Raw genomic sequence first — 23,155 nt, forward strand, 5'->3', positions numbered from 1 at the left:
CTGAAAAAGAGGCACCCTCCGCAGAAGGTACCTTTTCTCCTTAACTCACCGGGAATCGAGCAATCAATCAGCGGGCTGAGCTGCCTTGGGCTTCGCCTTGCCGGCATCCAGATGGTCCCAGTTGACGATGGTATTGAAGCCGAGAGCGAACGTTCCCTGCGTCTGCCAGCGCCAGAACGGACGAATCGCAAACATCACCACGTGCCCATTGCCGACAGGCTGATCCACAATCATCGCCTTGCCCGTTAGAGCCGAACCTCCGGCTAACTCACCGGAGAGCAGAATGTCCTCCGGCTTCGACGGAAACTCAAGCACCACTCTTGGCGTCTCCTCCGCCGTCGCCGCTCCTGCCTGCCCACCGCCAGTTCCACCTCCGCCGCCACGACCGCCGCGGCCAATCGCTGCCCGTGCCGCGGCGCCGTCAGCCTCAAGCGAGGGCAGGCCCTTGCTCTCCACCGCTGCATCCACATCCGGGTTATACGGAGACAGCGCAATCGGCGAAGCGTTCGGCGTAATGTCCACGCCCACTCCCGGCACCGACCGCGCGCCGCCGCCAAAACCGCCCACACCACCGCGACCGCTCGCAGCCGCCAGCACTGGTTCCTGGCTGAAGTACACCGGCAGCTGCTTACCTGTGTAGCCATACAGAATCGGGCTCTTGCCATCCGCGATGATGCCGCGCATCAGCGCACCCTTCGCATACAGATTCGACGGATGCTCCACCGTCACACTCGTCGTAATGCCATAGTCCGGCAGGATCGTCGACGTCGAGCCCTCCGTGATCAGCGTGCCACCCGCCTGCACAAACTTCACCAGCTCGGCGAGACCTTCGATGCCCATCCCACCGCGAATGTCCTCCGACGAATCCTCCGCTCCAAGATTCGGCGTCAGCTTCGTCTTCATATACGGCACCGCAGCCTCACCCGGCACCTTCGCAATGCCATTCACCTGCGACACCGATGTGCCGCCGGTCGAAGGCAGCAGGATCACATCGTACGTCTCGCGCAGATGCCCCTCGCGCAGCTTCTGATCCGCAAAGTACGTGTACGGAATCCCGTAATGATCGAGCGCCGCGCGCACCCAGCCCTCATCCTGCGTGCGTGCCCACGAGTGCACATACCCGATGCGCGGCACCGTCAACGGATGCGTCTTCACCGCAGGTGCAGCCGTCGCATACGCCGTCAGCCCCAGCTCCTGGATCGACTTCCTCACCTCGGCATTGCCTGCGTCGTGAATCACGAACGCACCCGCGCGCAGCTTGTGTCCGTCGATCTCAAAGTCCTCCTCCGCAGCTTCCATCTTCACCGTCGGATGCTTGAAGCGGAACGTCGCCAGCACATTGTCGGTCGTGTTCTCGACCACCAGCGTATCGCCAGTCCCATTCACCACGCCCGGCACAAAGATGTCCGCCTTTACTGGAGCGGACGGATCTGCCAGCACAGCTTTATCCATGATCGGACGCACCGTGATATTGCGCATCAGCGGCATCGTCCATCCGGTATCGTCATACGGAATCGGGTTCGTCACCGGGTAGTTCTGCAGGCTGAAATAAAGGTCCACCAGCGTGCGATACGGCTGGTCTGCGCGGATCACATAGTCCCCCGTCGTGACCTTCACGGCACCATACGTCGCATCCTTAGCCGCAACCTGCACCTCGACACCCTGATGTCGCAGATCGTTCACCATCTCTGCCGCGTTCACGCGATGCAGCTGAGCCGCAGGAATCACCCAGCCAAACGTCGGTCCATCGGTTCCCTTCTGCACCGTGCGCTTGGTCTTCATCCAGTAGTTTTCGAGATAGAGCTGATGGTCCGTCGCCACCTTGTTCAGTGCGATCAGGATCGCCGACTCCTGGATGTCCGTATTCGCACGCGGTCCCCACTTCACCGTCGTCAGTGGAGGATTCGGGCGATACCACTCGCGGCTCGTCTGCGTTGCTCCAAGCTGCAGATGATCGTTGTTGTCCGGACCATACGACTGCACCTCGTAGAATCGACCGAACGAGTTGTGCGACTCCGCAATCCAGAACAGGTAGTTCGGCACCCAGCCATCGTAGTAGCCGTAGGTCCACACGCCCGGAACGCCGCGCTTGGTCATCTCCATGATCTCGGTCTCGGCGAGCATCCACCATTCGTCCACCGCAATCGGATCGATCGCAGGGTTATACGGCCCCGTGCCCGTCGACGTATACAGATACGACTGCGCCTCGTGCAGATCGTGCAGAATCGTCGGGTGCCACTCCAGCATGCCTGACGTGATGTTCTGCGTCAGGTGCAGTAACTGTCCCATGCCGTCGCGGTTGTTGTCGTGTGCCACGTATTTGCCCCAGTACATCATCGGCGGCTTTGTCTTCTTCGTAGTCTTGCCGTAGTAGTACGTGTCCACCTGCTTGTCGCGACCATCCGGCTCGACCACCGGCGTGATAAACACGATCGCGTTGTTGCGGATGTTCTGGATGAACGGCGACTCCTCCACAATCAGCCGGTATGCCAGCTCCACCAGCATCTGCGGGCCGCCCGTCTCCGGTGAATGGATCCCCGAAGTAATCCAGTAGATCGGCTTCGACGTATGGATGATCTTCTGCGCCTGCTCCTCGGTCGTCTTGCGTGGGTCAGCCAGCGCAGCCAGGTCCGCCTTGTACTTATCGAGGTCCTTGATCGACTGCTCGCTGCCGATCGCGATCACGCCCATCTCGCGACCCTCTTCCGTCTTCAGCGGAAACTTCCAGAACTTCGCTCGCGGTGAAACCTTCGCCAGCTCCGCATAGTATCGATTGATGTCTTCGCTGTAGTACAGCTCCCCCGGCTGCCCCGGCATCGTCCCCAGGAACTTCAGCGGCGTCGGCACCTTCGTCGACGCGGGTAGATGATCCACCAGCTCTGTCGAGAACCGCGGATCGGTCAGGTACTCCTTGATCTTCGCGGTGTACTCCGGATCGTCAGCCTGTTTCGTCGTCGGCTTCTGAGCCATCACAACCGAGGAGAGCAGAAGGCAGAAGGCAAGCGCAGACCTGCCCCGACTGGAGTGCAAAGAAAGTTTTCCCATGCCATAGAAACTATCGCAATCCAGAAAAAGTGCAACAAGGATTAGCGCATGCCTATAGAGCGGATGCGAAAACGGCCAACAGACCGATCCTCCTCACTGAATCGTCTCTGAAATCGCCGTGGATGTACTCGTGGCATACGTACTGTCGCCGCTATAGACCGCCGTCAGCGAGTCCGTCCCGCTCGGCAGCGCCGTCGTGGACAACGTTGCCGTTCCCACGGCCACCGTGGCCGTCCCCACCACGATCGTCCCGTTGTAAAACGTCACCATCCCCGTCGCAGCCGTCGGTGAGATCGTCGCCGTCAGCACCACCGCACTGCCCGCGTTCTGCGTCGTCGGCGAAGCCGTCAAAGTCGTCGTCGTTGCCGTCAGCGCGCTGCTGATCACCACCGACACCGCAGCCGAGTTACTGCCATCGTAGTTCGAATCCCCACCATAGTCCGCCGTCAGCGAATGCGTTCCCGCAGCCAGCGTTGTGTTCGTTAGCGTTGTCGAACCAGTGCTCAGCGTGCCAGTCCCCAGACTTGTCGTCCCGTCGTAAAACGTCACCGTCCCCGTCGCAGCCGTCGGCGTCACCGCCGCTGTCAGCGTAATCGAGGTGCCCGCAATGGCGGTTGCCGCGGAACTCGTCAGCTTTGTGCTCGAATCCGTGCTGATAAAGAAGTTCCCGCACCCAGCTAAACAGTTCGCCGCTATAAGAGCCACCAGAGCCAGCCCTACGCCGCGTACACACCCCACCCGCCCTATGACTGAACTCAAGCTGCAACCTCTTTCCTGTTCATCCTGCCGGAACTCTCGCTATAAGACGTGTCTACCAAGCGTTTTGTCTACACGCGCTCGCCATGGGCATAAGGCGAATCCGATAAAATGGGAACTGACCGGAGAGACCAGGTTTGGCCACAGCTTTATCCCGTTTCCTTTGCCTGACCGCATGCCTCGCCGGCAGCCACCTGCTTGTGGCGCAGGGCACCAGCGCCTCTACCATCCAGGTCCCGCCCAGCCCCACCACCCCTGATCACTCCTACGAACTCAAAGACTTCGGCAGCTACTTCCACAGCTTCAATGCCGCCCTCACAGCCTCCGGAGTCCATGACTCCGCCAATGGCTGGACCAACGTCCTCACCCCCGTCGTCAGCTACTCGTTCTCGCAGCATTATCTCTTCGACGCCAGCATATCGGTCTACCCGTACCACTACGCGACCGTCCAGGCCAACGCCACTCCTCCGTCTTACAGCAACAGCCTCGTCTTCGATGGCGGTGACGTTGGCGACGTTCTCTTGGAAGGCCACGCCGTCTTCTCGACGAAACACCTGCGCAATACCTCAACTTTGGCCGTTACCGCTCCCACCGGCGATCGCGCCGATGGCCTCGGCACCGGTCGCGCCACCTTCAACATCAGCAACCTCACCGAGCGCTACTTCGGCCACACTGGCCTTCTCGTCAATATCGGCGGCGGCAACTCCTCTGGCCTCATCAACCGCTTCGTCACGCAGGAAGACAACTCCCTCGGCCCTCTGGCTCAGTTCCAGGCTGGAGCGGAGACGTGGCTAACCCATGGCGTCTTCGCAGAAACCGTCGCCTACGAGCAGCTCCCCATTGGCGACCAGAAGACCTACGGCATCTACTATCTACAAGGTCGGCCCACAACCGTCGTCACCGGCCAGCGCGTCAGCGAAGATAACGGCTTCAACACCTCCGTCTTCATCCCGCTGAGCTCACACCTCACTCTGTCGAGCTCCTACAACCGAAGCCTGCGCTTCCATCTAGACACCGTCTCTACCGGCCTCACCTGGGTCTTGCGCGGCACCCGTCGTCAAAGCGACTCCCTCATCGACCGCGCCATGCGCGAAGCCGAACGCGAGACCACCACCACCCCCATGGTCAAGAAGTAGCAGCAGAAGCTCTAAGGCAGACTTTCCAGCTTCCCCACCTGCTCTTTTGTCAGCTGTTCGCGAATCTGCAGCAGCATCTGCGTATTCGCCTTCTGCAACGCCGCCCGGGCTTGGTTCACCGAGTCGATCGCCGCAAATAGCTGGCTCTTGTCCGCGTTCGGGTCCTTGCTGAGAGCCTCTACCTTCGCCTGCTGCGCCTGCCAATCCTTGTAGGTCTCGATGATCGCGGGCTTGTTCGCGTTGAAGATCGAATCCATCCGTCGCTGCTGATCGCGGCTGATATTCATCGTCTGCATCATCGACCGCTCGTCCCACCAGCGCCCCGTCGGCCCCAGCTTCACGCCGTTAGACGTTACGGTCGCAGGCCGGTTCGGTGCAGTCCCCGCAGTCGAACTACCCATGCCGCCGCCCGTCGGAGGAGGTCCACCCGGGCCACCACCCATGCCCGGCGGTCGGCCCGGCCCCTGTCCGCCGGGGCCATGACCACCCGGTGCCTGCGCGCGTGAGCTTCCACCTGCCACCACCAGCAGGAGCGCAAACATCCAACCGTGCCACGTTCGCACCTTCATTGAACTCTCACTCCCCGATGATCTTTCATCCGCTTGCCCGTCAAATCTTCAATGCGATACTCGCTGAACGGCGAGGGATCGTCAGCCTGCAGAGCGACATCGACTGATTGCATCAGGTCGTTATCCTGCAAAATCTGCTCCGCCGAATCCTCTTGCACGGCGAGCGGAGCCGGCTGACGCACAGCCACCGCCTGGTGCTCCCGGTGCCAGATCGCCGGTACGCTCACCGCCAGCACCAGCACCCCAGCCAGCACCCACCCCGCATGGGCCAAAATATGCCGTCGGCTGGTTACCACCTTTACCGGCCCAATCGTCAGAGATCGTGGGCTGAACGTCGGCTGAGCCTCACTCCACGCCATCGCGACCTCGCTGAAGCTATCCATCGACTGCGCAAAGCCGTTCAACTCCTGACGGCAGGCCTCGCACCCATCCAGATGCGCCTGCACCTCCGCAGGCACAACGCCGCCCAGAAACGAGTCTGCGAACTGCTCGTCAGTCAGATGGTGTTGGCCCTGCATCGTCATCGCTTCGCTCCCTGCTTCCCTGCCGTCGACGCCTTCGTCTCTTTACCGCCCAGCGCCTTCGCTCCCAGCTTCGCCCGGATCGCCGTGATCCCCCGGTGCATATGCGTCTTCACCGTGTTCGCTGGCATGCCCGTCGCCTCTGCAATCTCTTCTATATTCATTCCTTCGAAGAACCGCAGCAAGACCACCCGCCGCTGGTTCACCGAAAGTTCCTCCAAAGCTGCCTTCACACCCTCAACCTGCTCGGTCGCCAGCAGCTTCGTCTCCGCTGACCGCTCCGCGGATGGCAGAAATGATGCCATCTCCTGTACATCGACCGAAGTGCGGTGCGCCTTGCGCCAGAACTGAAACTTCTTCAGCCGTACCTGGTCCTGCACCAGGTTGTTCGCAATCGCAATCAGCCATGTACTCACCGCACAATCGCCGCGGAACGACGCCCGACCGTTATAAGCCTTCAAAAAACAGTCCTGCGTGATGGTCTGGGCCAGATCGTCGTCATTAATTGAAAACGAGACATACCGCAGCACCCGTGGCCAGTACGTCGCCACCAGCGCGTCGATGTCCTCCAGTTCGCTACTGGTATCCACCCGGCATCCCGCATAAATCATAGCGGCATCGATTACGTTTTGCATATCACTGCGTCGGACGATAGACCGACCTCTCGGTGGTTACAACTCAGCAAAATTCTTCCTCCCACGGCCCCTGGTCGCTGCTCCCTTTTGCCTATTCCCTGCCCCTAGGCATCCCCGCACCCCCGCCAATCCTCTATATCAATTGGAGATACCCCACATGCTGCGTCCCTTCTGGTCAGGCCACATGCAAATCTCGCTCGTTTCCTTCGGCGTCAAGCTCTTCCCTGCCACCGAAGCCAAGAGCGAGATCCACTTCCATCAGCTCTCGCGCAAAACCGGCGAGCGCATCCGCCACCAGAAGGTCAGCAGCAGCGACGACGCCACCCCTGTCGAAAAGGACGAGATCGTGAAAGGCTACGAGTATCGCAAGGGCGAATACGTCACCGTCGAGCCCAGCGATATCGAGCACATTCGCATCCCCTCACGCCATTCCCTCGAAGTCGCGCAGTTCGTCAACGTCTCCGAACTCCGCCCTGAGCTCTTCGAGAAGCCATACTTCGTTGTGCCTGAAAACGACCAGCAGGCCGAAGCCTTCGCCGTCGTCCGCACGGCCATGCAGACCGAAGGCAAGGCCGCACTCGGCAAGATTGCCTTCGGTGGCCGCGAACACCTCGTCGCTATCACCGCACCCGACGACAAAGCAGAAGAACGCGGCATGATGGCCTACACCCTGCGCTACGCCGAAGAACTTCGCGATCCTGCAGAATATTTCGGCGAGATCAAGAAAACTTCTGTCGACAACGACCAACTCTCGCTTGCCAAAGAGCTCATCAAGCGCAAGAGTTCACCCTTCAAGCCCGACGCGTTCAAAGACGAATACGAAGTCGCCCTGAAGCAGATGGTCGAAGCCAAGGTGAACAACGCTCCTCTGCCCGCCGAGGAGCCCGCTCCCAAGTCCGGCAAAGTCATCAACCTTATGGACGCCCTGCGCAAAAGCATCGCCCCCGCGTCGGAGCCGAAGCCCTCTACGCCAGCAAAGAAGGTTGCAGAAAAGCCTGCAGAGAAAAAGGGCCCACGCCTCGTGAAACCCACACCGAAGGCTGCGGCCAAGGCCGCAAAGTCGAGCAGACAGCGCAAATCCGCCTGAGGGTTACCCATGACGACTGCCAGAAAATCTTCGGCGAAGAAGGCCGTCGTAAAAAAGACTGCGCCGAAGAAAACATCCGTGAAAACGAAAGCTGCGAAGAAGTCTGCTTCGCCGTCGGCTGAGATTGATCGCCAGCTGGCTCTCTACCAGTCCATGCGCGACTTCAGCATCACCGCAGAACCAAGCGGCAAAGAGACGCCATTCACTGCGAAAGGCAAGCTTCCCTTCGTCATCCAGAAGCACGCCGCCTCGCACCTCCACTACGACTTCCGCCTCGGCTGGAACGGCGTCCTCAAGAGTTGGGCCTGCGCCAAAGGCCCCAGCTACTTCCCCGGCGATCGCCGCCTCGCCGTGCAAGTCGAAGATCACCCCATAGGCTACGGTGGCTTCGAAGGCATCATCCCGCAGGGCCAGTACGGCGGCGGCACCGTCATGCTCTGGGACCAGGGCACCTGGGAGCCGCAGCCCGGACACACCGACGTCGACGCCGGTCTCCGCGATGGCTCGCTCAAGTTCACCCTCCGCGGGACCAAACTCAATGGCAACTGGACACTCGTCCGCATGGGCGGCAAGGCTGCGAACGAGAAGAAACCAAACTGGCTCCTCGTCAAGGAACACGACGGCCTCGAACACAGCGAAACCGACATACCCATCATCGACTCCCAGCCGAACAGCGTCGTCACCGGTCGCTCCCTCGAGCAGATCGCCGCCCAGCAGGACCACACCTGGAACTCGAACGACCCTCGCGCGAAGCAGCAGAAAGAACCGCCGGGCCTCGTAGCCAAGCCCGCGGCGAGAGCCGCGAAGTCAGCCCCCAAACCCAGCCCCACCGAAGTCCCCAAGTCCCCCAAAGAGAAACTCCCAGCCTTCATCCCGCCGCAGCTCGCCTCGCAGGCCACCACGCCACCCGACACCGGCGCATGGCTGCACGAACTCAAGCTCGATGGCTACCGCATCCAGGCACGCAAGTCAGGCGACAAGGTCGAACTCCTCACCCGCACCGGCCTCGACTGGACGCACCGCATGAAGGCCCTCGCCGCCGACGTCGCGAAGCTCCCCGCCCACGACTGCCTCCTCGATGGCGAGGTCGTCGTCCTCGCCGACAACGGCACCACCAGCTTCGCCGACTTGCAGGCCGCCTTCCAAAGCGGTGGCAAAGCCCAGCTCACCTACTTTGTCTTCGACCTCCTTCATCTCGACGACCACAACCTCCGCGACCTCCCGCTTCTCGAACGCAAGAAGACCCTGCAGCAGCTCCTCGCCAACGCTCCTGCCGAGATCCGCCTCAGCGAACACCTCGATACCGACGGTGCAGCCATGTTCCAGAAGGCGTGCGAACTCCATGCCGAAGGCATCATCTCCAAGCGCGCCGACAGCCGCTATATCTCTGGCCGTAGCTCGTCCTGGCTCAAGCTCAAGTGCATCCGCGAGCAGGAGTTCGTCATCGGCGGCTTCACCCTCCCGGCCAAAGGCCACGCCGGCATCCACGGCATCGGCGCTCTCCTGCTCGGCTACTACGACGACGCTGGCCACCTCATCTACGCGGGCCGCACCGGCACCGGCTTCACCCAGAAGCTCCACAACTCCCTCCGCACCCAGCTCGAAAAACTCAAGCAGACCACTACCCCCTTCACCGATCCCCCCGCCGAAGCCCGCCGCGGAGCCGCCTGGGTCAAGCCCACGCTCGTCGCCCAGGTCCGCTTCGCCACCTGGACCTCCGACAACCTCCTCCGCCAGGCCTCCTTCCAGGGTCTCCGCGAAGACAAGCCCGCCAAAGAAGTCGGCCGCGAAGAACCCGTCGCCAAAACACCGACGAAAACTCACCAGCAATCCTCTTCGAAGGGTAGGCCTTCCAAGGATGGGGCTTTGGAGGGTGCAGCTTTGAAGGGTACGGGCTTCAGCCCGTACATAAAAGTCCCCAAAAAGACTGGGGCTTCAGCCCCGGAGGGTACGGATCTTCGCACCCCGAAAAGACTCAATCCGAACGCCTCCAAAACATTTGCAACCCACAAGGAAGCCAAAGTCACAGCCAAGCCCACCACCCAACACGCCCCCATCCGCCTCACCCACCCCGACAAAATCATCGACCCCGAATCCGGTACCACCAAGCAGCAGCTCGCCGATTACTACTGGGCCATCGCGCCCTACATGCTCCAGCAGATCGAAGGACGCCCGCTCTCCATCGTCCGCTGCCCCGAAGGTTCTATCAAGCCCTGCTTCTTCCAGAAGCACACCAACACTACGCTGCCTCCCGGCGTCGAATCCATAGACGTCCCCGACAAGAAGACCGGCAAGCCCGAAGCCTATATCACCGTCCGCACGCCCGAAGCCCTCGCCGGCCTCGCGCAGATCGGCGTCCTCGAAGTTCACCCCTGGGGCTCGCAGAACGACGACCTCGAGCACCCGGACCGCATCATCATCGACCTCGACCCCGACGCCGCCATCTCCTGGCCCACCCTCGCCGCCGCAGCCGCCGAGGTCCGCGCCCGCCTCAAAAAACTCGGCCTCGAATCCTTCCTCAAATCCACCGGCGGCAAGGGCCTGCACATCGTCGTTCCCATCGCACCCGACCACGACTGGCCCACCGTCAAAGCCTTCGCTCATAACTTCGTCCTGCAGCTCGAAAAAGATAACCCCCGCCTCTACCTCACCAAGATGTCGAAGGCCGCTCGCAAAGATCACATCTATCTCGACTACCTCCGCAACGAGCGCGGAGCCACCGCCGTCGCCGCCTTCTCCCCTCGCGCCCGCGCAGGCATGCCCGTCTCTCTGCCGCTCCCGTGGTCCGACCTCAAGCTCCCCGAGCGCCCGCTCTTCTACCTCTCCAACTTCGCCGACTGGAAGTCCCGCCTCCGCTCCAACCCCTGGAAGCAGCTCCCCACCCTTCACGATCAGACGATCCCTACACCGCAGGGCTAATCGCCAAAGACCTCATCGTGGCGACCTCCCTGCCTCTCTCTTCTCTCCAGAAACACCTCCCCTAAAAAGCAAACTGAAGCGAAGTCGAGATCGTCCGAGGCGCTCCCAGGTGCGCCGTGTTCGCACTTGCATTCGAACCCGTAATATCCCCCGCCGCAATCGTCGAGTAGTACCGCGTGTCCGTAATGTTGTTGCACGTGAACCGCAGCGTGGCCAGCTTCGTAAACAGCGCATGCTGGTATCGTGCGCCGAAGTCGAACGTGTTGTAGCCCGTCGTCGTGTGCAGGTTCTGATCATCCTGAGGACGCTTGCCCACAAACTGCCAGTCCCCCGTCAGGCTCAGGTTCGCCACACCTGGCACGCGGTACTCGCTTAGCAGGTTCGACTTGTACGCCGGGATACCCACGAACCGCTTGCCGTTCGTCGAGGCCACGTTCGTATCGTTCAGCCGCGCATTCAGTGCAGTAAAGCCGCCATCGATCAGCAGCCGGTGAAACACCGTGCCCTGCGCCGAAATCTCCGCGCCATAGTTCACCTGCTGCCCGGCAATCGTATAGATCGTCTGCGTCGCGCTGCCGTTGTAGGCCAGCGTATCGGCAAACGGTCGCTGCAGCCGGAACAGCGCCGCCGTCACCGCCAGCGGACGGGCCTCGGTCTTTACGCCAATCTCCCACTCCTTGCTGCGGTACGGAGCCAGCGACTGGTTCGCGTTCACCAGTGTATTCACGCCATTCACGATCGTGCCGCCCGGCGCAATATCGCCCTGCTGCAAGCTGCTCGCATACGTGCCATACACCGTGGACCAGCTCGTAGGCTTGTACATCACGCTCGCCGAAGGACTGATGCCCTGCTTGTTCGATCCGCTCGTCCGCGCCGTCGCCGAGTTGTTGTCCACGCCGATCCAGTCCTGGCTCGCCGCCAGCCGCACCAGGAAACGGTTCTTCCAAGAAAGCAGATCGCCAAGGTTGAACCCCTGCTGATGCACGACAGCCGACTGGTACAGCCCATGGTTCTGTGGCAGCCCTGCCAGCGGAGCGTTGAAGATCTTCGGCGCATTCACGTTCGCCGAACCCAGCGCCAGCGTCGCCGCCGCAGGCGAGGTATACGCATACTGGTTGAACCGGTATCCCTCGCTCGCCAGAACCACATCCTGCTTGATGCCCCACCTCTGGATCACGCCCGTGATGTATCCCAGGTCGCTCTCCACGCCAAAGCGCGGCGCAAAGCCAGCCGCCAGCGACGAGTTGTAATCGCCTGCGTTATCGCTGATCGTGTTCACCGGCGTATCGATAAAGCGGTCCAGCCGCTGCGCCAGTCCACCCGCCATCGCATGCCAGTTTGGCGTAAAGTCATGCAGCAGCCGAACGCTCGTGCTCTGCGTCGTCAGGTTCACACCCGCGTACGCCTGCCCATAGCCACGGACCGTCGGGTCTGGCGCACTCGGCAGAAGGAAGTCCGGCGCAGCCGCGTTCGTCTTCGACGAAGGCCCGTAGCTGAACCAGCCCGGACAGCCGCGCTGCACAATGTCATACACGCTGTAGTGCGCATCGATCGTCGTGTGATCGGTCGGTCGCAGGTCGAATGCGAACTCCGCCAGCCGACGACGCAACCGGCTCGCCTCTACAAACTGCGTGCCATCCCCGTACAGCAGATTTGAGCGATAGCCCAGGATCTTATGCGGCCCCAGACGGCCACCGAAGTCGCCATAGATCGTGCCCACCGTGCTGCTGTCCTGCTCGAGATAGATGTTGTTAGTGCGCTCTTCCGTCGGCCGCTTCAACACGAAGTCGAACATGCCCGACGGGTTCGCGGGGCCATACATCGCAGCGCCCAGGCCGTTTTCCACCTGCAGCTCCTGGTACTGCTCCATCGCATTGCCACCGGTAATCGCGATCGCCATGCCATCCATGCGCGTGTTCTGCGCGATGCTGCCCTGCACGCCGCGCGTCGCGGGTCGCAGAATCTCCGGACCCTGCTGCTCCGTGTACGACACCAGCGGAAGGTACTTCATTGTGTCCTTGAAGCTTTTCACCTGCGTGTTCTGGATCTCGTCCGCCGGCATCACCGTAATCACATACGGCTGGTTCACGATCGGCGCATTGCCCATCACCCCGCGGTCCACCTGCGCCACGGAATACCCATTCGCAGCAGTACCCGAGATCCCCGCCGTCACCGTCACCGAAGCATTCGCACCCGAAACCTGCAACGCCACATCGCGCGTCACGCTCTGGCTCGCCACCACCACGCCGTCCACATCGACCACCGCGAACCCGTCCTTGCGGGCCTCCAACCGATACGTCCCAGCGGGCACGCCGCCAAACCGATAATGCCCCGCATCATCCGTCGTCGTTCGTAGACCGCTCGACCGCATCCCGCTCGACAACGTCACCACCGCATGGCTGACCGCTGACTGGTCGGGATCGCTCACCGTCCCACTCACACTCGCCTGCGCCCATGCCTTCGCCCCACCAAACGACAACAGGCAAACACCCCCCACCAGAGCCAACCGCCAACGACAGCCAGCTTTTGCAACCTCAGAAATCTGCTTCATGCGCTCCTCAGAAAAACTACCCACTCGTCACGACCGTCGACAGGCCGGCAAACATCGCCCGCCGCGTCGTCGTTTCGAGCTTTTTTGCTTAGTTTCGGGTTCGAACAAAGAAGGGCACTCCCTTCATTCGCGTGTGTTCAAACCACAGGACAGGATTGACCTATGCAGATGTCGACATACGACCCAATACTCTATATAACGTATCAAACCGTATAGAAACGTCAAAGCTTGGGCACGCGCTACTTCCCACCGGTGTCCCTCTTTCCCGCCAATTCTTGTCAAGCCCCCGCGACTGTAACCTGTTCATTGCAAAAGGAATAAAGTTGCATGTTTACCTTTTCCAATCTGCTATCATTAAGTTATAGAGGCAAGCGAAGAGGCCAGGGATCAGATCCCCGGCCTCTTCGCTTCTGGATGGACTTATCTGCACCAGTTTGGCTCTTATTTCCAGACCTAACCGGCTCCCTTTCAATACTTTGACCTCGAAAGTATGGGGGGAGAGGGGGGAGGGGGAGTATCAGCCTTTTCCGCCGACCCTTCTACTTGAGCCAGATTCCGGAAGTTCATCAGCGTGTTGAACATCATTCGGTACTCGCCAAGGTTCTGCCAGCGCCACACCGGATTCGTCGTAAACATCACAACCTCGCCCTTTCCGACAGGCGCAACGACCACCGCAGCGCGGCCCTTGATCTCATCCGCGCCGTTGAACAGACCGCTTAATACCGACTTCTCCCCGCCTGGAAACCGCATCAGCACATTCGTACGGTTCATCTCGGCAGGCATTCGCAACAAAGGCCCATTCGCATAACGCACGGGAACCGTCTTCTCCGAGTAGCCATAAAAAATCGGATTCTCCGGATGCGTAATCTCCGCCTCCACAATCGGTCCCGGAGCATAGAACTTGCCAGCCGGAGTTCCGCTGTCGATCGTCGGCGTCATCCCGAAGTCCACAGGAAACGCACTCGAAGTCCCCAGCGTCACCAGAAGTCCACCGCTCTCGGTAAACTTCTCCAGCTCCACAACGCCCGCAGCTCCCATTCCGCCGGAGATGTCCTCCGACGATCCGTAGTCGCCGAGAAACTTGAACTTCTCCGACTTCACATAAGGCAACGGCTTATCGCCCTTGGGAATATCGACGACCATCGCCTTCGCATTCCGCACCTGGTTCGGAATCAGCACCACGTCATAGTCCTTCGCCAGATCGCCCTTCAATACGCGTTCCTTGAAGATCAGGTCGTAAGGCACCTTGTACTGATCGAACGTATAACGGACCCAGCCAACATCCTGCGTTCCGCTCCACGTGCTGAAGATCGCCAGCCGCGGCAGCGGAGCCTCATGCTTCTCTACCTTCGGCATCGCCGCAAGCGCAGTCACATTCAACCCGAGCTCCTTCGCCAGCGGCTTCAACGCACCGCCAGCGCTGGCTGGAACCAGGAACGTCCCCGCAGCAAACGTCGTGCCATCCACCGCAAACGGCTTCTCGGCGATCTGCACCGCTGCGTCCTTCAATCCGTATCTCAGAGTCACGAGGTTCGGCGAACCATGGTCCGCAACCGCGTAAACAGCAACTGAAGCCGCATCTTTCAGGGTTCCAACCGGCTTTGTCGCCTCCACCAGATCCACCGCGACCGCCTGTACCGCAATGTCCTTCGTCGGCTTGATGACCGTGTTCGTCATCAGGCTCATCGTCCACGCGCTGTCGTCGTAGGTCGTCAACTCAGGATCAGGATCGACCTGCTTGCCCAGCAGCGTCTTCGCGAGCGGTCCATAAGGCTGGTTCGACTTCACAATCAACGAACCAGCAGGATACTCACCATCGCTCAACTTGATCGCCGACTTCGCGCGACCCACCTCGATGCCCTGCATCCGAAGAATGTGCAACACGAACGCCACGCGCGTCGGGTCTTCCTGATCTGCCGGAATCACAAAGCCGTAAGGCGCATCTTTGGTACCGGCCGTAACCGCATTACGGCTTTTTACGTAGTAGTCCTCAAGCAGCACCTGCGGAAACGCCGACGCGAACTGCAGCGACGTCAGCACGCCCGTCTCGGCATAGTTCGTGTTGTTCCGCATCGACCACAGCACTTCTTTGTATGGAGGATTGGGCCGGAACCATTGCCGCTTCGTCGCGTCGCCGCCCGCTCCTCCGCCTCCACCAGTTACCGCGGGATTTGGGTTCGAGATGGTCCGCTGCATCGTCGTCGCTCCAGCGTTGCCCATAATCTCGTAGAAGCGCATCAACCCGTTGTGGTTCGTTGCCATGATCGCTACGTATCCCGGCGACCACGCATCGACATAGCCATGCGTCCACACGCCGGGCATTCCATACTTCGTCAGCTGCGACATGTCCCAGTTGGAAAGCATCGGAAGCTCGCCATAGACGATCGGATCCCACAGCGGGTTCTGCGGTGCCTGCCCGCTGTAGATATAAAGAAACGGAACAGATTCATGCAGATCGTGAATGATCGGCGGATGCCATTGCAGATACCAGTTCAGAAAGTTCTGGTTCGCCGCTCCCGCATAGTTGATGTCACGATTGTCGTCATGCTTTGTGTACTTGCCCCAATACGGAACGCTGGACATCTTTTCATAGTTCGTCACATCCACGTTGTGCGCGAAGTACCAATCAATCGAGCGGTCACGGCCATCGGGATCAGCCACCGGCAGGATCGCCACGACGACCTCCGAACGTATCTTCTGGATCAGCGGCGAATCCTCTGTCACCAGTCGATACGCCAGTTCCATCAGCATCTCCGGAGGTCCTAACTCCGCGCTGTGCAGACCGCCCGATAGTGTGTAGATCGGCTTCGTCTTCGCAATGAGCGCATGAGCCTCCGCATCGCTCAGCCCACGCGGATCTGCCAGCCGCGCCAGGTTTTTGCGGTTATCTTCCAGATGAGCTATCGAGTCCTCGGAACCTACGAAGACGATGACCGAGTCGCGACCTTCCTCGGTCTTGCCGATCCGCATCACCTTCACGCGACCCGTATGCGCTGCCAGTGAGTCGTAGAAGCGGAGCACGTCGGCATAGTAGGTCAATTGCTTGGGCGCGCCAATATGATGACCCAACACATCCTTCGGCGAAGGCACTTGGGAACTCGCAGGCAGATGGTCCACCAGCGGGCTCAGAAACTCCGGCTTTGTCGTCCAATCCTTCACGCTCGCGGCAAAGTCGGTGTCCATGGTCTGGGCCACGCAGGCTGCGGAAGAGGCGACAAGAAACACGGACAACACCGCTGATAGGCGCTTCGGCATAGGAACGTTCTCCACCTTTAGAGGATCTTCGCCCTATACTAACGCGCCGCTTACCTGGCGGACGACGCGGTGAGTAGCTTCGTCACTTCCTCCAGCGTTGGCATCGACGGCTGCGCTCCCGCACGTGTTACCGAGACCGCTGCAACTGCGCACGCAAATCGGGCCGCCTCAGCGGGCACTTGTCCTTGCGTCAGGGCATAGGCAAAGCCACCATTGAAAGCGTCACCCGCAGCGGTCGTATCGACGGCCTGCACCTGGAAAGGCTGTATACGCACACTCTCTACATCCAGGCCCTTCAGGTAAACGCCGCGGCTGCCCAACTTCAGAATGACGTTGCGAACACCTGTTTCCAGCAAGCGATCCGCAGCTGCTGCTGCAGACGCATCCTCCGCAATCTCGCTCTCGATAGGCTCTCCGAGGAAGCCTAGCAGCAACTTCGTTTCGCTCTCGTTTGGCGTCAGCCAGGTGACGTTCGTCAACAACTCAATGGGGAGTCTCTGCGCGGGTGCGGGATCGAGGATGAACGGAATGCCGTACTCTGTTGCCATCTCTCCGAGCCGAACGATAGTGTTCATTGGCACCTCAAGCTGCGCGAGAATGACTGCGGCATTTCGCAGCAGGTCGGCATGTTTCTCCAGCTCTGCCGGTGTGAGCGCATGGTTCGCACCCGGGATGACGACGATGGAGTTGCCACCTGTCTCGGTGACAAGAATCACCGCTGTGCCCGAAGGCTTCTCGACAGAAAGCACGGCGGTCGCGTCCACACTGTCCTTCTGCAACGCCTGTCGCAACTGATCGCCGAAGCCATCGCTGCCGAGGCGTCCTACCATCGCTACATTGGCACCAAGCCGAGCTGCGGCCACGGCCTGATTGGCTCCCTTGCCACCGGGAAAGGTCGCGAAATCATTCCCCGTAAGCGTTTCACCCTCAAGAGGCATGCGCGAAAGATAGGCGACAAGATCAAGGTTCAGACTACCGACGACTACGATGCTCTTCATGCTATTGATATCTCCGAGCAGGTTAGTGCGAGACGAGCGGAGCAGCCGCGATACAACCGAGGCCCGCGAGAAAAAAGAAAAACATCCAGGGAATGAGTCGTCGCGAGGCCTGCGGCGCTGTCGCGAACTCCTTCCACACGAAGACACCCCAGATCGCTGAGACCATCGTTGCGCCTTGCCCAATGGCATAAGACACAGCAGGGCCCACGAGATTCGCCTTGGAGGCGACGAAGCTGGCGACGGCCCCGGTGCACCAGATCGCGCCTCCGACGGCTCCCCAGAAGTGCCACGAACCCTTTGCGCCGGCATATTGCGAGAACGTCGTTGAACGCTCGCCGGTTAAGGAATATTTCATCAACACACTGTTCAGCGGGACCGTACAGATCGCTACGCCAAGCGCGAAGATGAATGCTACGACATACGGTCCAAGCGCGTGTTCTCCAAGTGTGGACTTGGCGACCAGCGGAAAGAACGTCCCCATGAGCACACCGCTGACGATGCTCAACATAACTCCCCGACGACTGACAGTGCCGCTCGCTTCGCGGCGCTTGTAAGCCATAGCGTCAAGCAGAATGGCGACGCCCACCAGCGCGACTCCACCGAAGATCAGCAGTGGATTGCCCGCAGGGTTAAGGATGTAGTTGAGTACAACGCCAACTATGAGTGCCAAGCCAATGCCTACAGGAAATGCCACCGCCATACCGGCGACGTCAATGGCTGCAACCAGCAACAGGTTCGCAATGTTGAAGACAACACCACCGGCCAGAGCATAGAGCAGGTGATGTCTGTCGCTCTTGTGCAGGTTTGCGAGGAATGCTGTCGGGCCGCCGTTCAGGCTGCCGAGTGTGAAACCCCAGAGGAGACTGCCGAGGATTATGCCAATTACGTAGTCCCAATAGAAGAGCGAGAAGGAGTAACCGTGCGTCAGCTTGCGGGTATTGGCCCATGATCCCCAGCACAACATGCTGGTGAGCATGACGACGAGAACGGTTCCGTACGCTTGCGGCTGAAACAAGAGACACCTCGAAGAGCAGTTGCACACGCTCGTTTGTGCGAACTGTCAGCATACCCCAGACAAAGCAAAACGAGACAGGAAAGGATTTTCCTGTCTCGTTCGTCGGGTGCTGCGTTGAAGGCTAACCGATGTATGGTTTGGCGTAGTGCGTGGACCACTCGACCAGATCCGCATTCATAAAGCGCCAGGTGCCGTGCTTCGTGTCGACCTCCATAAGCATGTACGCGTTGGGATCGTAGCGAGTCGCTGCCATCACATAATGCTGAGGGCCATAGGTACGGCCGTTGTCGATCCACTTGTGCTTGTGGCCGGAGATGACGAGCTGGATCGTGTCCTTGTATTTCTGTAGCAGCGGATAGAGGCCATAGTCAGCGAACTCTGTCGGCTCATCGAGATCGAGCGGATAGTGAATAAAGACAAAGGTCGGTTTGTGCTGCTGCAGTTGCGCTTCGAACCAGTGCAGTTGCTCTTCACCAAGAGAACCGCGTCCGGGGTTGAAGTTGCTCGCCGTATTGTCCTGCGTGGAGCCGAGAAAGTTATTGAGGTGGATGAACTTGTAGCCCTTGTAGTCCAGCATCGAGTAGGGCTTGGCGTTGAACTTGGCCTCGAAGAGGCGATGGCTCAGCTCACGCGGCACACGCTTCACGTCGTAGTCGTGATTGCCAAAGCCCAGATGCACCGGCATCTTGAACTTGTCGGTGATGGCTTTGGCGTTATCGAGCCTTGTGGTGTTCTCGAAATAGAAGTCGTAGTCGATCGACGGATAGTTGTGAAAGTAGTCGCCGAGCAGAAAGACCTGCTCGATACCAGGGTTGAGCGAGTTGATGAGGTCGCGCGCAGAGATGAGACGAGGCGTGGTGAGTAGGATGCTCTCATTGTCCTCCACTCCGTTCTCGCTGCCCTTTACGTAGAAGTCGTCAATGATGTGCGTATCGGCGACAAGCGCGAAGTAAAACTTGTTGGAGGTGTGGGCCGCGCGAACCTGCTCAGCCCAGAGTTGCCGGGTGAGCAGGTTGCCGAACGACGCAGCGCCAAGTGCAGAGAACTGGCGACGATTCATGTTTGATCTCCAGATTCGAGACGAACGTTAGAAGACGATCTTACCGGCGAACTGCAGAACACGTGCCGGGAAGGCCGAAGTCACACCGGACGCGAGTCCGAAGCTGCTGGAACCAACCGTCTCCGAAGAAGGACCTTCGTAGTTGACTTTATTGAGAAGGTTGAAGGCCTCAGCGCGGAAGTCAAACTTCACGTTGCGAACCAGATCGAACTGCTTGTGCAGCGCAAAGTCCAGGTCGTAGTAAGGATCGAGACGCAAACTATTGCGGCCAGCATTGCCGTAGGGCTGGTTGGCCGTGGGCAGGCTGAACGAAGCCGAATTCAAAATCAGCTCCGTCGTGTTCGTCTTGACGCGCTGCGACTTCGGTAGAACGCCGACGCCGGTCTGGTTCGGACGCTGGTTCAGAATCGTGCTTACCTGCTGGGCCGCGGTGGGCGAGTAGATCACGTTGAATGGCAAACCACTGTTGATGTTGTTGATGGCGTTGACCTGCCATCCGCCGAGAATCTCCTGCATCCAGATGGGAGAGTCGCCACCAAAGGTGCGGCCCTTTCCGTAAGGAAGGTCGTACACGATGGAGAGCGTTTCATTCAGCGGCTGATTGTAGCCGGAAGGTCCACGCTCGCCGCGCGGGTTCGCCAGATTGATGCGCGAGTTATCGCCATCGTTGGTGTCGAGATGACCACCGGCGTTATCAATGGCACGCGACCACGTGAAGGAGTTCAGCAGGTACAAGCCGTGGCTGGTACGGTGCTCGAACTTGGTCTGCAGAGCGCTGTAGAGCAGGTAGCCGGCAGGCAGCGTCTCTTCGATCGTGTTGAACGTCTGAATGGGACGACGCGCCGCGAGCGAGAGGCAGCCTGTGGTAACGGTAGCATTGCAGGTCGCTGTTACAGGATTCGGCGAGGCCTGGTTCAGATCGGCCAACGTCTCAAGCTTCACGCCATGTTCGCCAACATAGGCAACCTCGAGGGTGTCGTGGCTGCCAAGCTGACGTTGCACAGTGAGATGGTAACTCTGTACGTAGCCTGTCGGAAGATTCTTTGGCAAGTAGCGGACCTGGGTGTTAAGGGTGCTAGCTGCAGTGACATTGGCAGGGTTGGCGAAGTTGGTGGGGTAGCCCTGGTAGCTTGCGCGGAAGCAGGGGTTTGGGTTGGCGGGATTGTAAGCAACAGCAGCCTGGGCCGTGGTGCAGAGCCCAAGCGAAGGGGTCTGCGTGATGGAGGTATTTACGACGTACGGAATGTTGTAAACGAGCAGGTTCTCGCCGCCTTCGCGGTTGAACTGCGCGTAGCCGATGCCATAGCCCGCACGAATTACGGTCTTGTTATCGATCTGGTAAGCAGCACCGACACGAGGAGCAAAGTCCAGCTTCGGCATGTTTACGAGTGCACGGTTGTAGATGGAACCGTTCGAAGCCGTAATCATGGTTTGAGTGGAAGGATCGTAGTTGGCGAGATGGTTCGCAGACTCCCACTGCGGCGTCACGAGTTCATAGCGGAGACCAGCGTTGACCGTGAGCTTCGGTGTCAGACGAACATCATCCTGTACGTAGAAGAAGTGCATCCGCTGATTGAGGTTAGCCACCGTAAAGTTGTTGAGCTGGTAGGTATTGCGAGCACCGAAAAGGAAGTCGGCAAGTGCAACAGCTTCTTTGGTGCCGTTATCGGCTGCGGCCGTAGTGGTGGCACCGTTCGTCGAGCTGTAGTAGCCGGCGTAGGTATCAGCACCATAGGACGGGTTGAAGTCGTCGATGGTGGTAAAGATCGCTTGATACTCATAGCCGAACTTGTACGTGCTGCGACCCTTGGTCCACGTGTAGTTGATCTTCGGGTTGTAGACGTAGGGGTTCTGGAACTGGGGATTGCTGGTGAGCGAGCCAAATTGCGAAAAATTATTTACATTCTGCGCGTTGAGGCTGGTGACTTCAGGGCCCGTGGTGGGAAGACCGACGATGCCGCCTTCGAGGCTGGGGAGGCTGTGACCGTAGGGGGTCTTGCCGCCATCCGTGCGCGTAAAGGCAAAGCGCGCGTCGATGAGGTGATTGGCATTGAAGCTGTGCGTTACGCCGCCAGCAATCTGCTGGTTGAAGATGAGCACGTAGCCATTGCTGTTACCGCCGGCCGAACCCTGAATGGCCGGTGGCGAGAAGATATTGCTGAGGTGGTGGCTGTAGCGAACGAACGCCGTGGTCTTCGGGTTGGCTGTGTAGTCCACACGCACATCACCCTTGTCATCCTTGATGGTGTCGGACGGCAGAGAAACGTAGTTATTGGAAACGATACCCGCGAGGTTCGGGTTCGGAAGAGCAGTGATAACGCCCTTCGCGAAGCTGGAGATGCTGGGATCGGTGAACGGAATGAACGTGGGGTCCGTTGTGTTGCTGGTGCCCTGGTAGACGGTTCCATTGTACGGATTCGTCAGCTTAATCGCAGCGGGATTGGGAATCGCTGCTGTCGGCACAGCGTAGAACACGTAGCCACCCTTGGCAACGGCAATCGCGCTGGTGCCGTTCTGATCGGTGTCAGGTACGGTCGCCGTATTGATCTGGTGCGTGACCTGGCGCATGCCTTCATAGTCCGCGAAGAAGAAGAGCTTGTCCTTGATGATGGGACCGCCGAAGGTGGCACCGAACTGGTTGCGGTTCAGGGTGGGCTTCTGGGCTTTGCCGGTGACGGTGTTGGTCGGCGGCAGGAAAGGACCAATCGCGTTTAGCGATGTGTTGCGGATGTATTCGTACACGTTGCCATGAAACTGGTTGGTGCCGCTCTTGATCGATACGTTGATGACGGCACCGGCGGAACGACCGTACTCGGCGCTGTAGTTGTCGGTCTGCACCTTGAACTCGTCGATCGCATCAGGCGAGGGCTGGATGGCCTGGTTTGAGAAGTCCTGATTCGAAGTTCCGTACGAGTTGTTATCGACACCGTCGAGGAGGAAGTTATTGAACTCGCTGCGCATGCCGTTCACGTTGAAGCTGGCATCGCGGCTGGAATCGGATGTGGTGCTTTCGAGGATGTTGCGGCGAACGCCGGGAACGAGCGCGGCGAGATCGGCGTACTCACGACCGTTGAGGGGGATGTTCTGGACCTCGCGGGCGCCGATGACCTGGCCGCGATCACTCGCATCCGTCTCAAGGATTGCGGCGGCGGCGCTGACGGTGACGGTATCGCTCTGCGAACCGATCTGCATGGTGAGATCCACGCGCTGGTGAGCGGCGACCTGTACGGAGAAGTTCTCGGTCTTGCTCAGGGTAAAGCCGTTCGCCTCAGACGAGACACTGTACTGGCCGACTTTGACATCGGTGAACTGGTAGGCACCCTGGTCATTGGTCTTCACGGTGACCTTAGATTTGGTGCCCTGATTGGTGAGGGTAACGGTCGCGTTTGGAACGAAGGCGCCGGAACTGTCTCGAACGTACCCGAGCACAGAGGCGGTCTCAAACTGCGCCATCGCCAGAAACGGGCAGACGACGAGCAGGAGCAGCGAGATTGATAGACGTAGCAGATTGCGCATGGTTCTCCAGAAAAGTCTTGCAGGGGTTAGCTGACGAACTCTAGAACTCTATGGGGAGTGAGGTCAGGATGTCCATGCGTGACACTATCTGG

14 protein-coding genes are annotated in these 23,155 nt (G+C 59.6%); 3 read left to right on the top strand and 11 right to left on the bottom strand.

Annotated features, from left to right (window positions below; genetic code table 11):
- Positions 1-63 precede the first annotated feature (63 nt).
- Together OHL14_RS07955 and OHL14_RS07960 are read right to left on the bottom strand one after the other, a co-directional pair.
- Complete coding sequence (locus tag OHL14_RS07955) at positions 64-2,970, bottom strand: M14 family zinc carboxypeptidase (protein ID WP_263378806.1); 2,907 nt, start codon at positions 2,968-2,970, stop codon at positions 64-66.
- Positions 2,971-3,138: 168 nt separating this feature from the next.
- Positions 3,139-3,804, bottom strand: coding sequence for an Ig-like domain-containing protein (locus OHL14_RS07960; RefSeq protein ID WP_263378807.1), 666 nt, complete (start codon positions 3,802-3,804; stop codon positions 3,139-3,141).
- Between the two features lie 134 nt (positions 3,805-3,938).
- Here OHL14_RS07960 and OHL14_RS07965 point away from each other — a divergent pair, with 134 nt between their 5' ends.
- Positions 3,939-4,937: a hypothetical protein gene (locus OHL14_RS07965; protein ID WP_263378808.1), complete on the top strand. Its 999-nt coding sequence runs from the start codon at positions 3,939-3,941 to the stop codon at positions 4,935-4,937.
- An 11-nt stretch (positions 4,938-4,948) separates the two neighbouring features.
- Here the strand turns inward: OHL14_RS07965 and OHL14_RS07970 are convergent, their stop codons facing one another.
- From OHL14_RS07970 to OHL14_RS07980, 3 genes are read right to left on the bottom strand one after another with little or no spacing between them, the layout of a single operon-like run.
- Complete coding sequence (locus OHL14_RS07970; RefSeq protein ID WP_263378809.1) at positions 4,949-5,506, bottom strand: Spy/CpxP family protein refolding chaperone; 558 nt, start codon at positions 5,504-5,506, stop codon at positions 4,949-4,951.
- Positions 5,503-6,030: an anti-sigma factor gene (locus OHL14_RS07975; RefSeq protein ID WP_263378810.1), complete on the bottom strand. Its 528-nt coding sequence runs from the start codon at positions 6,028-6,030 to the stop codon at positions 5,503-5,505. The genes OHL14_RS07970 and OHL14_RS07975 overlap by 4 nt, the downstream gene beginning before the upstream one ends.
- Complete coding sequence (locus OHL14_RS07980) at positions 6,027-6,662, bottom strand: RNA polymerase sigma factor (RefSeq protein WP_263378811.1); 636 nt, start codon at positions 6,660-6,662, stop codon at positions 6,027-6,029. Before OHL14_RS07980 ends, OHL14_RS07975 begins: the two co-directional genes overlap by 4 nt.
- Positions 6,663-6,819: 157 nt before the next feature.
- On the opposite strand from OHL14_RS07980, the gene ku reads away from it, so the two are divergent.
- Both ku and ligD read left to right on the top strand, forming a co-directional pair.
- Positions 6,820-7,749, top strand: coding sequence for a non-homologous end joining protein Ku (gene ku, locus OHL14_RS07985; RefSeq protein ID WP_263378812.1), 930 nt, complete (start codon positions 6,820-6,822; stop codon positions 7,747-7,749).
- A 78-nt stretch (positions 7,750-7,827) separates the two neighbouring features.
- Positions 7,828-10,668 (top strand): DNA ligase D, encoded by a 2,841-nt coding sequence (gene ligD / locus OHL14_RS07990; protein ID WP_396271104.1) that lies wholly within the window; start codon positions 7,828-7,830, stop codon positions 10,666-10,668.
- A gap of 61 nt (positions 10,669-10,729) precedes the next feature.
- Here the strand turns inward: ligD and OHL14_RS07995 are convergent, their stop codons facing one another.
- The 6 genes from OHL14_RS07995 to OHL14_RS08020 all read right to left on the bottom strand — a co-directional run bounded on the left by OHL14_RS07995 (position 10,730) and on the right by OHL14_RS08020 (position 23,063).
- Positions 10,730-13,219 (bottom strand): TonB-dependent receptor, encoded by a 2,490-nt coding sequence (locus OHL14_RS07995; protein WP_263378814.1) that lies wholly within the window; start codon positions 13,217-13,219, stop codon positions 10,730-10,732.
- Positions 13,220-13,687: 468 nt separating this feature from the next.
- The gene (locus OHL14_RS08000; protein WP_263378815.1) at positions 13,688-16,474 is read right to left on the bottom strand and encodes a M14 family zinc carboxypeptidase; all 2,787 of its coding nucleotides are present in this window, start codon (positions 16,472-16,474) and stop codon (positions 13,688-13,690) included.
- 50 nt (positions 16,475-16,524) lie between these two features.
- Positions 16,525-17,472, bottom strand: a complete 948-nt coding sequence (rbsK, locus tag OHL14_RS08005) for a ribokinase (protein ID WP_263378816.1) — start codon at positions 17,470-17,472, stop codon at positions 16,525-16,527.
- Positions 17,473-17,494: 22 nt separating this feature from the next.
- Entirely contained in the window at positions 17,495-18,487 is a 993-nt protein-coding gene (locus OHL14_RS08010; protein WP_263378817.1) for an AcrB/AcrD/AcrF family protein, read from the bottom strand.
- A gap of 121 nt (positions 18,488-18,608) precedes the next feature.
- Complete coding sequence (locus OHL14_RS08015; protein WP_263378818.1) at positions 18,609-19,547, bottom strand: metallophosphoesterase family protein; 939 nt, start codon at positions 19,545-19,547, stop codon at positions 18,609-18,611.
- Between the two features lie 27 nt (positions 19,548-19,574).
- Positions 19,575-23,063, bottom strand: coding sequence for a TonB-dependent receptor (locus OHL14_RS08020; RefSeq protein WP_263378819.1), 3,489 nt, complete (start codon positions 23,061-23,063; stop codon positions 19,575-19,577).
- Between the last annotated feature and the right edge of the window lie 92 nt (positions 23,064-23,155).

Origin of the sequence: Granulicella paludicola (genome assembly GCF_025685545.1) — a bacterium.
In the GTDB taxonomy this organism is placed as follows: domain Bacteria; phylum Acidobacteriota; class Terriglobia; order Terriglobales; family Acidobacteriaceae; genus Granulicella; species Granulicella paludicola.